Origin of the sequence: Nocardia panacis (assembly GCF_003598715.1) — a bacterium.
Classification (GTDB): Bacteria; Actinomycetota; Actinomycetes; order Mycobacteriales; family Mycobacteriaceae; genus Nocardia; species Nocardia panacis.
In genome coordinates, this window is sequence record NZ_QZFU01000033.1 from 1 (window position 1) to 14275 (window position 14275).

The following is a 14275-nucleotide window of genomic DNA, read 5'->3' on the forward strand; positions in this document are numbered from 1 at the left end:
TTCAACAAGGCGAAACACTGGCGCGGTGTCGCTACCCGTTACGACAAACTCGCCTCGACCTACCGCGCCGGAATCGTCATGGCCCTGGCCGTTGAATGGCTGAAACTATTGGGAGACACGACCTAGGTCGAAGCCATCCAACGAAACAGTCTGTGCGTCGGCCTGGATGAAATGAAATGGATACTGCGGCTGTGGATTCACGTCGACGCCGACAACATCAAATCCCGCCATCCAGTAGCCGGCCGAGGCTCCTCCTGCGCCGCAGCACAGGTCAAGTACTCGAAGCCCGTGCGGTTTCCGCCGCCCGAGCGACCTGGTTAGTTGCGCCTCGACTATGTCCTGTCGTTCGAGGTTTTGCATTGCCGCTGTCATGCCTATTTCCCTGATCAAGCCAGCGGCCCGCACCAAAATCGTTTTGGGTTTCGGGCCGCTGGCGCGTTTGTTAAGCTATTGCCGTTCAGGCGGTTTCGTCCGTGCGGGCACCGGCACCGAGTGCCCAGCTCGCGAGGTCCACGAGCTGCTGTGCGTGGTCGTACCCGGTGGCGCGGATTGTGAGCACTCTGCGGGTGCCGTGCTCCAGCAGCGGCGGGTCGTACAGGTCGACCATCCAGAGACCTTTGTCTTGGCCCAGTCGTTCCGGCCCCGCGATGAACCGGCCGTCTCCGGTCTCGCTCACGCCCGGTGCGGTGGGGTGCAGCGGGTTGGTGGGAGCGCCCTCAATCACGTTGTAGGGGTCGATATCGCCGAACAGGTGCGCGAATACGCCCGCCGCGGCTTGCTGTCGGGCGCACGCGGCTTCGTAGCCGTCGTCCCATTCGTCGCGTGCGCGGCCCTCGCTGTGGGGTTCGTCGTGGAGGTAGTCCCATACTTCCTCGTCTGCTGAGACGAGTGCTCGGGCTGCAGCGATCTGCGCGGGGGTGTAGAGAATCATGTCCGGCTCCTCCGGTTTGTGACGGCTATTCCGTCGTGCGATGGGCGACCCGCAGAGTGGTCGGGCCGTGGGGCTACAGATTGACGATCTTGACGCGAACCGATTCGAGCGCAAGTGGTTTGAGGCTGTCAGGGTCTTCTTTACCTATGCGGTGATGCGATGGAGTTCGGGCGGTCGGGCGGGCCATTCGTCTGGACAGTGCACTCGGAACCGGTGGCTCCCGATGACCAGGATGTCGCCGTGGAGAATGCGGCAGGTCAGGGCACCGGCCGGTGCCCCGAAGCTCCAGCCACTCAGGGACGCTGTTGCGCGGCCCGCGTGGTACCGGATGGCCATATTGGTTCCGGGTGCGATCCCGATGGGCTTGGCGGTCCCGTAGTAGACCGGCGTGAGGGCGTCGGCATAGCCAGTGACGACGCAGGGGTCTGCGAGCAGGATGGTACGCATCAGGTCCTTCCATGGTTTGTCGAGCTGTGTGCGGCCCGCCAGGTGCGCGGGCCGCAGAGGATGGTCAGGCGGCGATCAGGTGCGCGGTACGCGGGTACGCGCGCAGCCCTTCGGCCAACGCCGGGTCAGCCGGGCTGTACGCGTACACGTGGATCGGGTAGCCGGTGCTGGCGATGGTCCAGATGCGCAGGGGTGCGCGGCCGGTGCGGGCGCGGTGAGCGGCGGCGATCTTCTTGCCTGCGTGGGAGCCGTAGCGGTGTTGGGTGTCGTCGCTGGCACCGAGCACGGCCAGGTGGGCGGTGACAGTGATCAGTTTGCCGTCCGCGATGGCGGCGGTGATGACGTTGCCGTTGCGGTGTCGGACGATGAGCGGGGCCGCGAGCTGGGTAATGCGGCTGCGGATGGCCTTGGCAGCGGCGCGGGCGATGGTGGAGATGATGGGGCGCATTCCGGCTCCTCCGGTTTATGTCGGCTCGTTCCGACACCACTTACTATACACGCTTATGCGTGTATTAGCAATCGACTGTTCACTCCGAATCCCACCGCGCCAGAACACCAAGTACATAGCTGCCCGCAGGCCACAACCCGAACCCCCACCACCACGGCAGACCCGCCACTACCGCAGTCGGCCACGCGAGCACTGCGCACACCCACCAGCCGAAACACCACGGGCAATGCACCAAGAACGTCCACATGGAGCCGGAGCCGAATCTGCGAATCGCGGCGTTCCGGATCGGGTCGCCGATCTTGTCGGCGACCACGATGCGGGTAAGACGGGCGGAGGCAAGCACGTACACGGCGAGTGCAAGCAGGGTTGCGAGGGTGCTGTGTGGCATGGCGCGGACCGTAAACACCACCCGCGCAACCAGATCCGGCTAGGTGATGTCCGATCGGCGGCGCGTGATCTTGTCGACAGCTCGCACGGCGGCAGGGCCGGGCGATGCGATCTCGGCCGTCCCATGGTCGGCGGCGGCGGCACCGGACGCGAACAGCGGCACCGGGGAGACGTATTCGAGTGCGGCCCGGTGAGTTTCGGCAGTGATCGCGCCCATCGGAACCGCGAGGCGTAGCGCCAGCAGCTCGTCACTATGGCAGCTGGTTCTGGTCGTGGTTGTGAGTGTCGGTTGGTCGTGAATGTGGGCACCACACGCCCGAGTCCGATGTTCGTGGTCGTGAATTTGGGCACCACTGTGGGGGTTGCGTGGCAGGATGACCGTGCTTCACCGTTGAGGTCGTCCGACCTGGGCGGACGGCGCTCGGGTGAGGGAGTCGCTGATGGGGATTGTGTCGCGGGCGGAGGTGTTCGCCGCGATACGCCGGGACTTGCGTGATGGCCTGTCGAACAGGGCGATTCAACGTAGGCACGGGGTGAACTATCGGACGGTGCGCGAGGCGGCGGGCTCGGCGTGGCCGGCGCAGCGCAAGCAGTATCCGGCGCGGGGCTCGAAGCTGGATCCGTTCAAGCCGGTGATCGATGCGATCCTGATCGCTGATCTGGACGCACCGCGCAAACAGCGTCACACCCTGGTGCGGATCTATCGCCGGCTGATCGACGAACACCACATGAGCGATGTGTCGTATCCGGTTGTGGGACGGTATGTTCGCGAACGCCGCCCGCGGATACTCCAGGAGTCCGGCAAGGCGCCGTCGAAAGTTTTCATCGCTCAAACCCATCGTCCGGGTGAGGAGGCCGAGGTCGATTTCGGCGATATCACTATCCGGCTGCGTGGCGAGCTGGTGACGTGCTATCTGTTCTGTTTCCGGATGTCGTTCTCGGGCAAGGCGATCCACCGCGCCTCACTCTCGGCCGGGCAGGAAGCGTTTTTCGAGGGGCACCTGCACGCGCTGCAGAGTCTGGGTGGGGTCCCGACCGGGAAGGTCCGCTACGACAATCTGCGTTCTGCGGTGGCGCAGGTCCTTGGATTCACCCGGGCTCGAGTCGAGGCCGAGCGTTGGACAGTGTTCCGCTCGCATCTGGGTCTGGAGCCGTTCTACTGCCAGCCGGGCATCGAAGGCGCGCACGAGAAGGGCGGAGTCGAGGGCCAGATCGGCTGGTTCCGCCGCAACCATCTGGTCCCGGTGCCCGAGGTGGATTCGATCGCGCAGCTCAATGCATTGATCGACGCCTGGGACGCGGCCGATGACGGTCGGCGGATCGGATCGCGGGCTCGCACGATCGGAGAGATGTTCGCTGCGGAGCAGCCGTTGCTGGCACCGTTGCCGAGTGAGCCGTTCGAGACCGGTCGCTGGTTCAGCGTGCGGGTTGACCGCTATTCCCAGATCTCGGTGCGTACCAACAAGTACTCGGTCCCGGTCCGCTACATCGGCCGCCAGGTCCGGGTCCTGCTGCACGCTTCGGAGCTGGTCGTTTACGACGAGCGGACCGAGATCGCCCGCCACGAGCGGCTGCTGGCCAAATGCGGAACCCGCCTCGAACTGGACCACTATCTGGAAGGGCTGCTGCGCAAACCCGGGGCATTGCCGGGCGCGACGGCTTTGGAACAGGCCCGCGCGACAGGAAAGTTCACCCCGATCCATGAATCCTGGTGGGCAGCCGCCCGCAAAGCCCACGGTGACTCCCACGGCACCCGCGCACTGATCGAAGTACTGCTGCTGCAACGACACCTGCCCCACGATCTGCTCGTCGATGCGCTGGCTGCCGCATTGCAGTCCGGGGCACTGACTGCGGACGCGGTCGCCCTCGAAGCCCGCAAGATCAGCGAATCCCAGCCCGTTCCCGAGACAGTTACCGATCTGGACGCACAGATCGATCCGATCCCGTCGCTGACCGCGCGGCGCCTCGCGCACCTACCTGCGGACCGTCGCCCACTCCCCTCTGTTGCCCACTACGACCAGCTCCTCCGCCTCCCCAGAGCTCAGAAAGGTATCTCATGACCGGCATTCCGGTGATCGGACGGCGCAAAGGCATGACCGAGCAGGCCGCCGACGCGGCCATCGACCAAGCCTGCCGAGTCCTGCGACTGCCGACCATCCGCACCCAGTTCACCGAAACCGCCGACACCGCAGCCAAAGAACAGATGTCCTACCGCGCGTTCCTGGCCGAGCTGCTCCTGGGCGAATGTGACGACCGTGCACGACGGCGGTCCGAACGCCGCATCCGCGCCGCGGGCTTCCCGCGCGACAAATCGTTGCGCGCCTTCGACTTCGACGCCAACCCCAACATCGACCCCGCCGGAATCCACACCCTGGCCACCTGCGACTGGATCCGCAAAGGCTTGCCGCTGTGCCTGATCGGTGATTCCGGCACCGGCAAATCGCACCTGCTCATCGCCCTCGGCACCGAGGCCGCCATGCAGGGCTTCCGTGTGAAGTACACCCTGGCCACCAAGCTGGTCAACGAACTGGTCGAAGCCGCAGACGAGAAGGTCCTCACGAAAACCATCGCCCGCTACGGGCGCGTCGACCTGCTCTGTATCGACGAACTCGGCTACATGGAACTCGACCGACGTGGTGCCGAACTACTGTTCCAGGTCCTGACCGAACGCGAGGAGAAGAACTCTGTGGCCATCGCTTCCAATGAATCCTTCGCCGGCTGGACCAAAACCTTCACCGACCCGCGCCTGTGTGCCGCGATCGTCGACCGTCTCACCTTCGGCGGCCACATCATCGAAACCGGCACCGACTCCTACCGACTCGCCCACACCCGCGCCACCAGACACTGACCAGCGCCTCTGCTGAAACCTGGCTACTGTGGGGATGCTCTCCCACATTGCCGGGTCTGATGATCGTATCTGTCCCGGAGAGCGCCGATGTCGTAGTAGCGGTAGGTTGCGGCGAGGTCGTATACCGGATTGAGCGAGGTGTTGTCGTCGCTCAGGTAGCAGTCGGGTCCGTAGTTGCGGTCGTATTTCCATGCGAGGTGCGTTGCACGACGAACGGTTTCACCGTAGTACCACGCTGCGACGTCGAGGAACTCGGCGTTTTCGGTGTCTTCCAGCAATTCCTCCGGAGTCGGTGTGATTTGTCGCAGGACGGTCTCCAACATGTCGAGCGACTCCGGGGAGAACTCGCGCCCGAGTGTCGTACCGTAGCGCTGTCGCCATGCCGGAAACTGCTGTGCCTGTGTGGTTGTCCATGTGAGCGCGTAGTCAGCGTCGGGCTGCTTGCGTCGGGACTTCTTGCGGTTCCTGCGACGCAAGGCATCCTTGGCACGCTCCCGCAAGGCCGCGGTGACCCAGGAGTCGAAATGGCCGCGTAGTGCTTTCGGGCGTCGCTCGATCAGGTCCGGGGGCCAGAAATGGCGACCATCCCGCAGCGGTCCCGCCACCATGCTATGCAGATCCTGAACAACGAAGACACTCAACGGAAAGCCGGTGTCGGGCCCCAGCGCGCTCACGTGACGGTGCCAGCGGTCGTTGGCGTCGAGGTTGTCGTTGTGATCCCATCGGGAGGGCTTGGCACGGCGCAGGACCTCGCCGTAATACCAGGCGGCCTCGTCGACGAATGCCGCATGCGCGGGATCCTGGAACTGGGTCACGGTCGGCAGGATCGTGAGCACGACATCGGCGAGGTCGACGAGCGAATTGCGGGAGAAATCCCAGGTCCGGCCCGCACCGTATCGGGCGGTCCAGGCAGGGAAGTCATGCTCGCGTGCGGTGCACCAGGATTCGACGAGAGTCGGTGCAGGTGCCGGGTCCAGGCCGGGCGTGGGTTCTCTCGTGGGATGCCATGAGGGGTCTTTTGCTACCTGTTCGGCGGCTAACCGTTCACATGCCTTATAGGCGTGAGTGAGCGCGCCGGGGGCGGACCACCGGCAGGCCATCAATACCAGGTCGATCGGCGAGACCTGGCCCGACATATAGCGGTCACCGTGCACGACAGGTCGGCCGAACGAGACACTGCGGGGCGCTTCGTCGAGGGTCCAGCAGCCACCCTCGATTCGCAGCAGTGCCTCGCCGACGTATGCACCAAGATTCTCGGCCAGATCCCGTCCCAGATCAGTGCCTGCTGTGTGGCAATACGCCTCGAGTCGGTGGAGAGATTCCGCCGAATAGTCCAGGACGATGGACGGTATGACACCAGCCAGGGTGTCGATGCGGGCGGCGATCGATTCGACCCAGTCGTGCACCGGTGTCTGCCAGGCCGTACCGGTCCACCGATACTCGGGCTCGGGCCGATCCGTGGCGTCGCACGGAGTCGTCCATTCTCGGAACGCGTTGTGCAGCCGCAGGGGATTGCCGTCCCGGACGGCTCCCTCGAGGTCGAGTTTCGGTGTCGGCGACCAGTCGTCGCCCGGATGCTTGCGCAGGTGAAAGTTGCGTTCTCCCGCAATCCATTCGCCAGGATCCGCGCGCCGCATCGTCTCGCCGAGATACCACGTGGCGCTCTCCACGAACTCGGCGTTCGTTGGATCGCCGAACTGCTCGGGTGTCGGTGTCACCCGAAACAGAACGCCAGCGAGATCGTCGAGGGTCGACGGCGAGAAGTCCCATTCAGTGCCGGACCCGTAGACGGCCACCCAGTGGGGAAATCCTCGCTCACGCTGGACCAGCCAGGCGGAAAGCCGGTCACAATTACTGTCACTGGTTTCGGTCGGAAGGTCCAACCCTGGCGTGTGCGCCTTGACTGGCCGCCAATCCGGATGTGCCGCAGTGTGACGGTTGACTGCCTGCTCCCAGCAGACATAGGTATCGATGATGGCGTTGTCGCCTTCACCCATCAGGGCGATCGGTGCGAGCGGCGCAAGTCCCAGCTCCGGGGAGGGCACAACCAGCGGCTGGCCGAAAGTGCTGGAATCGGGTGCGTCGTCCCACCCCCACTCACCGCCGGCCAGTACCAGCAAAGTCTGACCGATGTAGGCGGCTGCGGCCTCGTCGAAATCGGGCACGTCGTCGACGTCATCCATGACGTCGACGAACATCTCCAGCGACTGTGCCGAATGGTCTAATACCACATCGTCGGGAATCACCAGATCCATCAAGTCATAGGTGGTGCAGATACCCTTGAGCCACCGCGTGAGAGCCTCCTCCCGTGCACGGGCCTGTCCTGGCTTGCTGTCCAATCGCGTGGCCCTTCCTTTGCCTGACACACCATGTTGACCGAAGCCAAGATCCTCAGCTTCCCGCCGTTGGGGATGTCGGTGGCATCGGGACTATCGCGATCATTCATCTGAACTACCTACCCGTGCGACTGGAACCGCGGACCCGCTCGCAGCAGGACACGGGTGCACCAGTGGTGCCAAAATTCGCGATCGGAAACGAGTCGTTACGACGCTGACCGCTGCCGAGATCCACGACCAAACGACGCCAGAATTGACGACCAAAGCCAGGCAGCCGACCCAGCCCGCGCACATGCGGGCCGCCGGGGTGTCTGGCTCGGTCTGGTGACATTCGAACAGGGCCGTGGGCTGATAGGCGGTGTCCAAGTCGTAGGAGCGGAGTTTGTTGTATTCCGATTCGTGCCAGATGCCGGACGGCACGTCACGGCGATACGGGCAGGAAGCGCAAGGGCGCGGAGCGGGCGGCCCCATCAGTTCGGGCATTGCGATCCTTGGGGCTGTGCGGCGTCGTCCTGGTCAGCCATGGTCGGCTGCCTCCGAATGCGCGGTGAGCACGGCATGCCCGAGTTCAGTCACCCGGACACGACGGCCAAGCCCTCGTGCATGCTCTCCGACGGTGACGAACTGGTCATCGAGCAGCCGGTCCAGATCGACTCGGGAGAAGCCGTTTCCGGGCCTGGTCGGGGTGGGGTAGATGTCGATGGCCTCGGCCGCGAAGCGCCGCAGCAGCTTTCGGCCGGATCTGGCGGTCTTGGGCAACATGGTCACTTGCTTCTGTAAACGCGAACTTCGGTGGCGTCGTCGGTGGTGTGGCCGTCGAGGCGGCGGCGGATGTGGTGCCGAAGAGACTCAAGGGCGAGCGGGTCGCCGGGGAAGGATCGGAGCAGCGCGCGGGCGGACTGGTCGACCTCGCTGCCGGACAGGGTTGGGTTGAAATGCGCGATGATACTCGCAGCGCCGGAACACATTCCGTCGAGGAACAGGTCGAGCAGCACCTCGAACTCGACCTGTTGGGCCGCTACCTTTAGCGTGTTGGGTTTGCCGGTTTCTGCTCCGGCGTCGATGATCTGGGCTTGCTCGGGTGTGGGCTGGTAGGCGGACATGTCGCTCCTGATCCAGTGGGTGAAGGGTGTTTCGCCGTGCGTCGTGGCCCGCCCGATATAGGGACGGGCCACGACGCGGGCGGGGTTAGTTCTTGCCCCAGTTGACCTGTTCGAGCAGGCGCAGATACTCGGCGGCGGACAGCATCACCGCAACGGGGGTGCCGTCGTCGGCGCGGATTACATGTTCGGTGCCGACCGCAATTGCATCGAACTGCTCGGCGAACGTCTCCGCCGCGACATGGCGGCAACGGCAATCGCTGCGCACACAGGTCTCTCCGTCGATGGGGTGCTTGCACTGCTCGCACATGTCCGCTACGTCCCCGGTCGGGGTTACGGAGGTGCGGCGCACGTGGGACATGGTGTAGCCGTATTGGCGGTGCATGATGCGCAGGCGGCCGTTGTCTGCGCCTGTGACCACGAATTCCTCGCCGTGTTCGACGGTGTGTGATCCGTGGTAGGTGACCGCGTCACCTATCGAAAGCAGCGGCAGGCCGATCAAGTACATGGCGGCGTGCACGTTGGGCAGTTTGATACAGGGAATGCGGGCGGTATCGGACATTTCCGGCTCCTCCGGTTTGTGTCGGCTTGCTCCGACTCCACTAAATATACACACCTATGTACGTAAAGTCAAAGGGGTGTGTGCCGACCTAGCCGCCCACAGATCAGCGCCGATATGCCCGCTAGTCACCTTCCGGTGATGCCGTCCGGCATGGCACCCCACCCGCCCGGCCGAGCCGACGAGGACACCTCCCCGCCGCCTGCGAGCACGTCATACGCGATGGTCGCCGCGGCTACCCGGTCGGGTTGGTGCTGCGACTCGAACCAGCGGATCGCGTGGGCCTCCATCGTCGCCAGTTGGTGCGCCAGGACACGGCAGCGACCGTTGCTCACCGCGTGCCGTAGCCCGGTGGACCGGATCAGCGCGTTGCCGGACCGCGTCCATGCCGCGATGTGGAACGGACGCGACAGCGGTACCGCTATCCCTTCCACGGTGCCGCCGTCCGCTTCGGCCACGAGATCGTCATAGGCGCGCTTGAGTAGCCGGTTATAGGCGACCGCGGCCGAATACGCCTCGAATACCAATTCGGTCGCTCCGGTGTGTAGTGCGAGCAGACATGCTTGGCGCGGCCACTGTGCCGAGCTGAGTTGTCCGGACCAGTCATCGGTGAGAATCACGGTGCCGTCACCGGTGAGGCCCGCAGCGATGATGCCCGCTTCGTCGCCCTGCCCCGTCTCGGCCGGGTCGACGCCCACGATCCGCCGGTACAACGACGGTGCGGACGGTAGGCGGTAGGTCTCGAACCATTGCGCGTTGAACAGGGCGCCATCGGCCGGGGTGGGACTGCCTTGGTACATCGAGGACCAAACGCGGGCCGGTTTCGTCGCTCGGATCTTTTCCCAGTCGGTTCGCCCGCGCGGGTTCTCCAGTGGCACACCGGGTTCCCGTCCGAGCGCATCTGGCACGCCCGGTTCGGCGATGGCGGGGAAGTTCAGGACCCGCCACCGGCCTGGCTCCTGACCCATCAGGTAGGCGTGCGCGTCCTGTTCGTTCCATCGGGTGCCGATGAAGATGATCGGCGCGTCCGGCCCTGGCCGTTGGGATGCCACGGAATCCCACCACAGGTTGACGCGCCGTCGCTCTGCGGGTGAGTCGGCTGCGAGCATGTCCGCGTACAGGTCATCGAGGATCATGCAGTCGGCGGGGCGGCCGGGTAGCGCTGTGCCGACACCGCACGCGAATACTCCGCCGCGATGGCCGGCGAGTTGCCATCGGGTCGCGGCGGACTTGTCGCCGATGCCGAGTCCAAGCCGGTCTGGGAGTGGAAGGCCGGTCACGGCGTCGCGGGCACCGGTGCCGTGGGTGCGCAGGACGGTGCGGATTTCCTCGCTGTGTGTGCGGGCCAGGTCTTCGCTGTGGGTGGCGATGATGATCCGCCAGTCCGGGTTTAGCTGGAGCGCTCGCGTGACGCCCCATTTCACTACGCGTTGCGACTTCCCGGTCTGGGATGGTTTCGAGATCATCAGTCGGGCGGCGGGTGTTGTGAACGCCCATTCCAACGCGTCATCGATCATCGCCAGGTCGGGCGTCTGGATCGTGGTCGGGTCGAGCGCTTGCGCGAGTGCTCCGGCGGACGGGTAGACGTGGGCGACCTGGGCGCGGATCATGTTCTGCCGCGCCCAGGTGGCGAATGCCGCCCGCTGGGACGGCGGTAGTTTCGCGGCGCGTTCCCAAATGTCGGTCATGCTCAGCCTTCTACCCGAGGGATATGCCCAGCGTCGTCAGTCGTCCTGATCGTCTTCGGGGAAAACGGGTTCGATTCGTGGGTCGCGTCGCATCGCTTCGGCTACTACTCGCTGCCGCCACAGGTGGCCTGGTTTATGGGTGCGTGCGCCGCGCCATATCCTGACGCGGACCCGTTCGGCGTTCGGTTGCTCGGCCGCCGCCGCGACCACTTCCGCCGCTTCCTCGTCCAGCTTGGCCATTATGTTGTCCAGTTCGGCCCAGATGGTGACGGGGATGGGGTCGCGTCCCGACTCCCAACTTTGGTAGGTGCCGAGCCGGACGCCGAACTGCTCGGCCATATCTTGCTGCTCGAGGCCGAGGTATCGGCGGCTGGCGACCATCCGTGCGCTGCGACCGTGCTCGCGGGCGGGGTGGGTCATCGACTCCCTTTCGTCCAGCGCTCTCGCCCCTCGAGAGTGCTGGACCCCATGGTGGCACGTGGTGCGGTGTCGCCATGGGGTCAGGGAGTGGCGTACGGTCACGCCGCTATCTGGGTGGGAGTGTCCACCTGGCGGGCGATATCGGCCAGGGTGGGATGTACGAACCGCAGGTAGGTGCGAGCGATCTTGACGTCGATTCCATCTTCCCAATCGATTTGGTCACCGATCTGGAGGGCGTTGATGTAGTCGCCCGCGATGTCGCCGGACAGGCAGCGGTCGGTGGTGGTGTATCCGCCTTCTTCGCTGGTGGACCATTCGACCAGGACCGCGCCGGGCCGGCCGGTCTCTTCGCAGCAGGCGTTGTCCCAGCCGCTGTCTGTGACTTCGATGCGGATGCGGGGGTTGGCCCAGATGCCGAGGGCGGCGGCGATCTCGGCGGCGTGGTGGATGGTGGTGTTCATTCCGGCTCCTCCGGTTCGGTGGCGGCTGATCCGCTCCAATAACATTTACTATACACGCATTAGTGTGTATTGACTAGATAGGGTTCGTGAAGATTGGCCAACCCCGGCCCGCAGGAGGCGGGCCGGGACTTTCTGCTCAGATGCCGCGATCGATACCGCGCTGATAGAAGGCGTTCGCGTCCTCCATCGACATGCCCGCGCGTGTGGCGCGGTCGAATGCGCGGGCGACCACATCCACGGTTGACCGCAGCTCTGGGTATCCGTCCTCGTATTCGGCGCGGGCCTTGGCTCCGACCGTGACGAGTTCACGCCAGGGCGAAAGTGCCTCGTCAGGGTCATAGCCGATTTGGAAGGCGGCTTCCGCGACACCTTCGTCCGCGCCCGCGTTCCAGGCGGATTCGTACGCCGATTCGATAGCGGCGGCGGTGTCGCCTCGGTAGTGGCCGTACTCCTCGATCTCGGCGCGAGCGATGGCTCCGATTTCGCCGAGATCGGTCAAGGCGGTCGGCAAAGTGATGGTCATTTTCCGGCTCCTCCGGTTCGTGTCGGCTTGCTCCGACACCGAAAATAATACACACTATAGCGTGTATTGTCTATACGGCTGTCCGACGCTGTTGACTCCGACGGCGCACCGGCTCGGCCCGCAGGCTGAATTCCGCCAGTTCGATTTCCCGCGCGGCCTTGGCGGCGATCCGCTCGGCTGCCGCGGGGGATGCTCCTGCGCGCCGCGCGTCTGCGGCGAGCATCACGCGCCGCAGGTGGTCTATCCCTGCGAAGCCGAAAGCGACAGCGACGCATTCCATTTCGTCGTCGGATGCGGGACGGCCATCGGCGAAGCGATAGCCTGCGCGGCTCACAGCAGCACCACCGTGGCGAGACCTGCCACCACGACCGCGAGGGCGGGCACAACCACGCCCGCGCTGGTCCCGATGACGGCAGGAACGATCGCGGCCATAGCGGCCAGAAATATACCTACCAATGTGAGTGAAAATGCGAGAGAGTTCCGTATCCGTGCGATCGTGAAGCGATTGATGCGTTTGCAGTGATAGAGAATCATTTCCGGCTCCTCCGGTTCAGTGGCGGCTAATCCGCTCCAATAGACTCAATAATACACACCTATGTATGTGTTGACAAGTGGGATGCGTTGGCGGGGTGGGCAATTCGAGCCGCCGAACCTAGGCAACGATTCAGCGATCACTCACCCACTGGAGTCTCGCCCCGAAAATTCGGAGACTTACCCCAGATCGAACCCCCTTCGCCGAACACCCCCAACCCCGCGAAACCCGATGGCGGCTATCACTCCGTACACCCATCGCCGCCCGGTTCCACCAGCTCCGCATCCACCACACCACCACCCGCCCGCGTGATCTCCAGCAGAAAATCCGCCTTCAACCGCTCCAGATCACCCGCACCTGCCCCGACATGCAGTGCCACGTCCGGCGTATCGAGGCCGTGAAGCTTCATCAGCCGTGCGAGCGCGCGATCGGCGACCGCGGCCCCCTTGCTATACCGCTCCATGTCGCCGTCGTTGCGGCCCTCCAGCATCACACCCAACCCGTGCTCCCATAGCCGCTCCGCGCGCGCGATCATCAACGGCCGCACAACCTCCGCCGCCTCCGCCGCCGCCCGCATGAGCGCCGCCTCCACAGCCGCCCGCGCACCGGACTCACTCGCATATCCTTCGCGTTCGGCGATATCCGCGTAGGGCAGGCCGCGGACCTTCAAGTCGAGACAGCGTTGCTGGCGGGCTTGCACTTCCGGGTCGACTCGCCCGCCCGCCTTGCCTTTACGCGCCACCCGCATCACCCCTGACCGCAGAGCTACGCGGCTGTTGGTCCCCGCTCGCGCTACATCCGTGAGAGTGCCGCCCGAAGTGACACGTTGGTTCTATTGGTCGGGTCGGGTCGGGGCGGGGTCGGCGAACTTCGGCGGAAGTTCGCGATGTGTTCGCGCGAACATTTGCCGAACCGTCGTCGCGGTCGGTGGTTTCGTGCGCGCACCAAGTTGCGGTGAAGCTGGCCATATGGCTGGAGGCTAGGAACTGGGTGTGCAGGCGACGGGATCTGCGGCAGGTCACCGGATTTCGCTGCTTGTCGTGCTGGTCGCGACTGATCTCAGGCTGTACGCCCCAGTGTGCTGTTGATGGGGAAGAATCCGGCTATGAACGACGAACCAGACCTGCGGCCGCGGTTGTTGCGCCTCGCCGCCCAGATGCACGAGGTGCAGGCTTCCGCTCTGCGATTCCGCGCCGCCAAGCTGGAGGCTGCTGCGAGTTGTCGGAGGCTCTGCAACGCCTTCCGGTCCGGTGTCAATCGGGACGTGGCCGACCATCCGGATCTGGCCGAGCTGAATGTCATGATGGACGGCCACTACGGAGGAACGCTCCTGTAGCGATCCACCCGAGGTGGATCAACTTTGGGTAGGTGCTGCATCACGCCCAAATGCAGGTGTAGCCGTCTGGTGTTGCCGCACTGAAGTATCGCGTCAATCCTGTGTGCGCTCGATACGTCGACTGTCCGCACGTCGGCTCCGACCGGCGGTAGCGCTCATGGTTGGAGGCTAGGGATGTGGTGTGCAAGAGGCGGGATCTGGCACCGATTCATCGGCCCGCACGTAGGCGCTGGTAGCGTGTGCGGGTGCATTCGACGAC

Annotated in this window: 19 protein-coding genes; 3 read left to right on the top strand and 16 right to left on the bottom strand. The window is 64.7% G+C overall.

From position 1 onward, the window contains the following. Positions 1-457: 457 nt before the first annotated feature. From D5S18_RS24840 to D5S18_RS36725, 5 genes are all read right to left on the bottom strand, one after another. Positions 458-931 carry a hypothetical protein gene (locus D5S18_RS24840; protein ID WP_120043512.1) on the bottom strand — a complete coding sequence of 158 codons (474 nt, stop codon included), beginning with the start codon at positions 929-931 and terminating at the stop codon, positions 458-460. Between the two features lie 144 nt (positions 932-1075). Then, positions 1076-1378 carry a hypothetical protein gene (locus D5S18_RS24845; RefSeq protein ID WP_120043513.1) on the bottom strand — a complete coding sequence of 101 codons (303 nt, stop codon included), beginning with the start codon at positions 1376-1378 and terminating at the stop codon, positions 1076-1078. A 64-nt stretch (positions 1379-1442) separates the two neighbouring features. After that, positions 1443-1826: a hypothetical protein gene (locus D5S18_RS24850; RefSeq protein WP_120043514.1), complete on the bottom strand. Its 384-nt coding sequence runs from the start codon at positions 1824-1826 to the stop codon at positions 1443-1445. Between the two features lie 79 nt (positions 1827-1905). After that, the gene (locus D5S18_RS24855; RefSeq protein WP_147404131.1) at positions 1906-2214 is read right to left on the bottom strand and encodes a hypothetical protein; all 309 of its coding nucleotides are present in this window, start codon (positions 2212-2214) and stop codon (positions 1906-1908) included. Between the two features lie 39 nt (positions 2215-2253). Continuing rightward, complete coding sequence (locus tag D5S18_RS36725) at positions 2254-2430, bottom strand: hypothetical protein (protein ID WP_158607949.1); 177 nt, start codon at positions 2428-2430, stop codon at positions 2254-2256. A gap of 223 nt (positions 2431-2653) precedes the next feature. Between D5S18_RS36725 and istA the strand changes: the two genes are divergently transcribed. Both istA and istB read left to right on the top strand, forming a co-directional pair. Next, on the top strand, positions 2654-4273 hold the full coding sequence (istA, locus tag D5S18_RS24860) for an IS21 family transposase (protein ID WP_439651170.1): 1620 nt from the start codon (positions 2654-2656) through the stop codon (positions 4271-4273). Continuing rightward, positions 4270-5061: an IS21-like element helper ATPase IstB gene (istB, locus tag D5S18_RS24865; protein ID WP_120043516.1), complete on the top strand. Its 792-nt coding sequence runs from the start codon at positions 4270-4272 to the stop codon at positions 5059-5061. Before istA ends, istB begins: the two co-directional genes overlap by 4 nt. 23 nt (positions 5062-5084) lie before the next feature. On the opposite strand, the gene D5S18_RS24870 is transcribed toward istB, so the two are convergent. The 11 genes from D5S18_RS24870 to D5S18_RS24920 form a co-directional block, all read right to left on the bottom strand. Continuing rightward, positions 5085-7400 carry a hypothetical protein gene (locus tag D5S18_RS24870; protein WP_147404133.1) on the bottom strand — a complete coding sequence of 772 codons (2316 nt, stop codon included), beginning with the start codon at positions 7398-7400 and terminating at the stop codon, positions 5085-5087. Between the two features lie 99 nt (positions 7401-7499). After that, positions 7500-7880 (bottom strand): DUF6283 family protein, encoded by a 381-nt coding sequence (locus tag D5S18_RS35900; protein ID WP_345789815.1) that lies wholly within the window; start codon positions 7878-7880, stop codon positions 7500-7502. A gap of 33 nt (positions 7881-7913) precedes the next feature. Next, positions 7914-8159, bottom strand: coding sequence for a hypothetical protein (locus D5S18_RS24875; RefSeq protein WP_120043518.1), 246 nt, complete (start codon positions 8157-8159; stop codon positions 7914-7916). Between the two features lie 2 nt (positions 8160-8161). Beyond that, entirely contained in the window at positions 8162-8500 is a 339-nt protein-coding gene (locus D5S18_RS24880) for a hypothetical protein (protein ID WP_147404135.1), read from the bottom strand. An 85-nt stretch (positions 8501-8585) separates the two neighbouring features. Beyond that, positions 8586-9059, bottom strand: coding sequence for a hypothetical protein (locus D5S18_RS24885; RefSeq protein WP_120043520.1), 474 nt, complete (start codon positions 9057-9059; stop codon positions 8586-8588). A 125-nt stretch (positions 9060-9184) separates the two neighbouring features. Next, the gene (locus D5S18_RS24890; RefSeq protein ID WP_120043521.1) at positions 9185-10744 is read right to left on the bottom strand and encodes a hypothetical protein; all 1560 of its coding nucleotides are present in this window, start codon (positions 10742-10744) and stop codon (positions 9185-9187) included. 36 nt (positions 10745-10780) lie between these two features. Next, positions 10781-11164: a helix-turn-helix domain-containing protein gene (locus D5S18_RS24895; protein WP_120043522.1), complete on the bottom strand. Its 384-nt coding sequence runs from the start codon at positions 11162-11164 to the stop codon at positions 10781-10783. 98 nt (positions 11165-11262) lie between these two features. Then, complete coding sequence (locus D5S18_RS24900; RefSeq protein WP_120043523.1) at positions 11263-11625, bottom strand: hypothetical protein; 363 nt, start codon at positions 11623-11625, stop codon at positions 11263-11265. A 136-nt stretch (positions 11626-11761) separates the two neighbouring features. Further along, complete coding sequence (locus D5S18_RS24905; protein WP_120043524.1) at positions 11762-12148, bottom strand: hypothetical protein; 387 nt, start codon at positions 12146-12148, stop codon at positions 11762-11764. Positions 12149-12218: 70 nt separating this feature from the next. Beyond that, positions 12219-12482: a hypothetical protein gene (locus tag D5S18_RS24910; RefSeq protein WP_120043525.1), complete on the bottom strand. Its 264-nt coding sequence runs from the start codon at positions 12480-12482 to the stop codon at positions 12219-12221. Positions 12483-12921: 439 nt separating this feature from the next. Next, positions 12922-13422 carry a hypothetical protein gene (locus D5S18_RS24920; RefSeq protein ID WP_147404137.1) on the bottom strand — a complete coding sequence of 167 codons (501 nt, stop codon included), beginning with the start codon at positions 13420-13422 and terminating at the stop codon, positions 12922-12924. Between the two features lie 363 nt (positions 13423-13785). Here D5S18_RS24920 and D5S18_RS24925 point away from each other — a divergent pair, with 363 nt between their 5' ends. Next, positions 13786-14016 (top strand): hypothetical protein, encoded by a 231-nt coding sequence (locus tag D5S18_RS24925; RefSeq protein WP_120043528.1) that lies wholly within the window; start codon positions 13786-13788, stop codon positions 14014-14016. Positions 14017-14275 lie beyond the last annotated feature (259 nt).

Excerpts from the sequence above, each read along its gene's own strand:
- D5S18_RS24895 (WP_120043522.1), bottom strand. The coding sequence starts at position 11,164 with ATGACCCACCCCGCCCGCGAGCACGGTCGCAGCGCACGGATGGTCGCC.
- D5S18_RS24875 (WP_120043518.1), bottom strand. The coding sequence starts at position 8,159 with ATGTTGCCCAAGACCGCCAGATCCGGCCGAAAGCTGCTGCGGCGCTTC.
- D5S18_RS24840 (WP_120043512.1), bottom strand. The coding sequence starts at position 931 with ATGATTCTCTACACCCCCGCGCAGATCGCTGCAGCCCGAGCACTCGTC.
- D5S18_RS36725 (WP_158607949.1), bottom strand. The coding sequence starts at position 2,430 with ATGGGCGCGATCACTGCCGAAACTCACCGGGCCGCACTCGAATACGTC.
- D5S18_RS35900 (WP_345789815.1), bottom strand. The coding sequence starts at position 7,880 with ATGCCCGAACTGATGGGGCCGCCCGCTCCGCGCCCTTGCGCTTCCTGC.
- D5S18_RS24855 (WP_147404131.1), bottom strand. The coding sequence starts at position 2,214 with ATGCCACACAGCACCCTCGCAACCCTGCTTGCACTCGCCGTGTACGTG.
- D5S18_RS24890 (WP_120043521.1), bottom strand. The coding sequence starts at position 10,744 with ATGACCGACATTTGGGAACGCGCCGCGAAACTACCGCCGTCCCAGCGG.
- D5S18_RS24905 (WP_120043524.1), bottom strand. The coding sequence starts at position 12,148 with ATGACCATCACTTTGCCGACCGCCTTGACCGATCTCGGCGAAATCGGA.
- D5S18_RS24900 (WP_120043523.1), bottom strand. The coding sequence starts at position 11,625 with ATGAACACCACCATCCACCACGCCGCCGAGATCGCCGCCGCCCTCGGC.
- D5S18_RS24885 (WP_120043520.1), bottom strand. The coding sequence starts at position 9,059 with ATGTCCGATACCGCCCGCATTCCCTGTATCAAACTGCCCAACGTGCAC.
- D5S18_RS24850 (WP_120043514.1), bottom strand. The coding sequence starts at position 1,826 with ATGCGCCCCATCATCTCCACCATCGCCCGCGCCGCTGCCAAGGCCATC.
- istA (WP_439651170.1), top strand. The coding sequence starts at position 2,654 with ATGGGGATTGTGTCGCGGGCGGAGGTGTTCGCCGCGATACGCCGGGAC.
- D5S18_RS24880 (WP_147404135.1), bottom strand. The coding sequence starts at position 8,500 with ATGTCCGCCTACCAGCCCACACCCGAGCAAGCCCAGATCATCGACGCC.
- istB (WP_120043516.1), top strand. The coding sequence starts at position 4,270 with ATGACCGGCATTCCGGTGATCGGACGGCGCAAAGGCATGACCGAGCAG.
- D5S18_RS24925 (WP_120043528.1), top strand. The coding sequence starts at position 13,786 with ATGAACGACGAACCAGACCTGCGGCCGCGGTTGTTGCGCCTCGCCGCC.
- D5S18_RS24845 (WP_120043513.1), bottom strand. The coding sequence starts at position 1,378 with ATGCGTACCATCCTGCTCGCAGACCCCTGCGTCGTCACTGGCTATGCC.